Origin of the sequence: Sinorhizobium sp. BJ1, from assembly GCF_002531555.1 — a bacterium.
Lineage (GTDB): Bacteria > Pseudomonadota > Alphaproteobacteria > Rhizobiales > Rhizobiaceae > Sinorhizobium > Sinorhizobium fredii_B.
Genome location: NZ_NWTH01000108.1, coordinates 1 through 1,165, shown reverse-complemented (window position 1 = coordinate 1,165; position 1,165 = coordinate 1). Strand labels below are relative to the sequence as shown.

The 1,165-nt window shown below is 55.1% G+C and carries 2 pseudogenes; one reads left to right on the top strand and one right to left on the bottom strand.

Features of this window, described 5'->3' with window-relative positions:
• Positions 1 to 431: pseudogene (locus CO676_RS36740) on the bottom strand (hypothetical protein); the annotation flags it as partial.
• 462 nt (positions 432 to 893) lie between these two features.
• On the opposite strand from CO676_RS36740, the pseudogene CO676_RS36735 reads away from it, so the two are divergent.
• A pseudogene (locus CO676_RS36735) lies at positions 894 to 1,165 on the top strand (IS110 family transposase); the annotation flags it as partial.

Here is a 1,165-nt window from a genome sequence, read left to right as displayed (position 1 = left end):
AAGGCATGATCGCGTCCGGCGTCGTCGTTTACGTGTCGTGCCAGCCGGTCGACTTCCGCAACTTTGCCATGCGATAGTGCATAGTTATGTGGAGTCGATGGATGTCGAAAAGCCGGGCAATGCGCCCATCGGCGTCTCCGGCTCCGCATAATTATCGTCGCCGCATATTTTGGTGAGATACGCAGCCACTGCCGCTGACCAGGGCATCGACACCGATGTTCGGCAAACCGACGGACGACATCGTCATCGATGAGGTCGATCGAGATACCGGCGTAACCAAGCCAGGCCGCGAAATGACGAGCGGAGGCCGTGTAGCCCTCAATGGTCAGCGGCGTATATCTCTGAGCGGCAAGGTCGTCCGCGAACTGATCGATCCATGACGACAACGGTCCTGGATCGAGGAACCAGCGATTACGACTATTGGCATCCATATTTACTCTCCTCACGACGTGAACCCATCGTGAGAGAGCATAGTTATGTGGAGCGACCGCGCCTACTCGTTCTATCTAAGTAACTGTAAAAACCACATAATTTGATAGATCGACGATGGCAAATCCGCATAATTATTGTCGCCGCATAGTTCCTCTTATGTGGTGCACCACATAACCGCAAAGGTGCGGCATCCTTGATGGCTCTGGTCAGAGATGGCGGTCTCGACCCGTTCAACGGAGCGCTTTATGTGTTCCGGTCGAAGTGGGCGGACCGTATTCGCATCGTCTGGTGGAATGGCAACGGCGTCTGCCTCTATTCGAACGATCGGCGTTCATACTATACATGGAGTAATCGCGGCGCGACCGTCTCTGGTTTTTGGGCTGGTGAGGGTGGTTGCCCCCGATAGGATGGAAAAACGGGCTCTCGATTGGAACCGGGCCCAACATCGGATGGAGGCAACCTTGAACCAATATATTGGCCTTGATGTTTCATTGAAAGATACCGCAATTTCGATCCGGGAGGACGGGAAACGGATCTGGCGGGGGGAAATGTCCTTCGGATCCCAATCTTCTCGCGCAGATGATCCGCAAAAAAGCTCCGCGCGCGCAGCGCGTCGTATTCGAAACGGGACCGCTGTCGACGTGGTTCTATCACACGCTGACGAGCGAGGGCTTGCCGGCGGTCTGCATTGAAGCGCGGCACGCGCAAAAGGTATTGAACGAAACGCTCAACA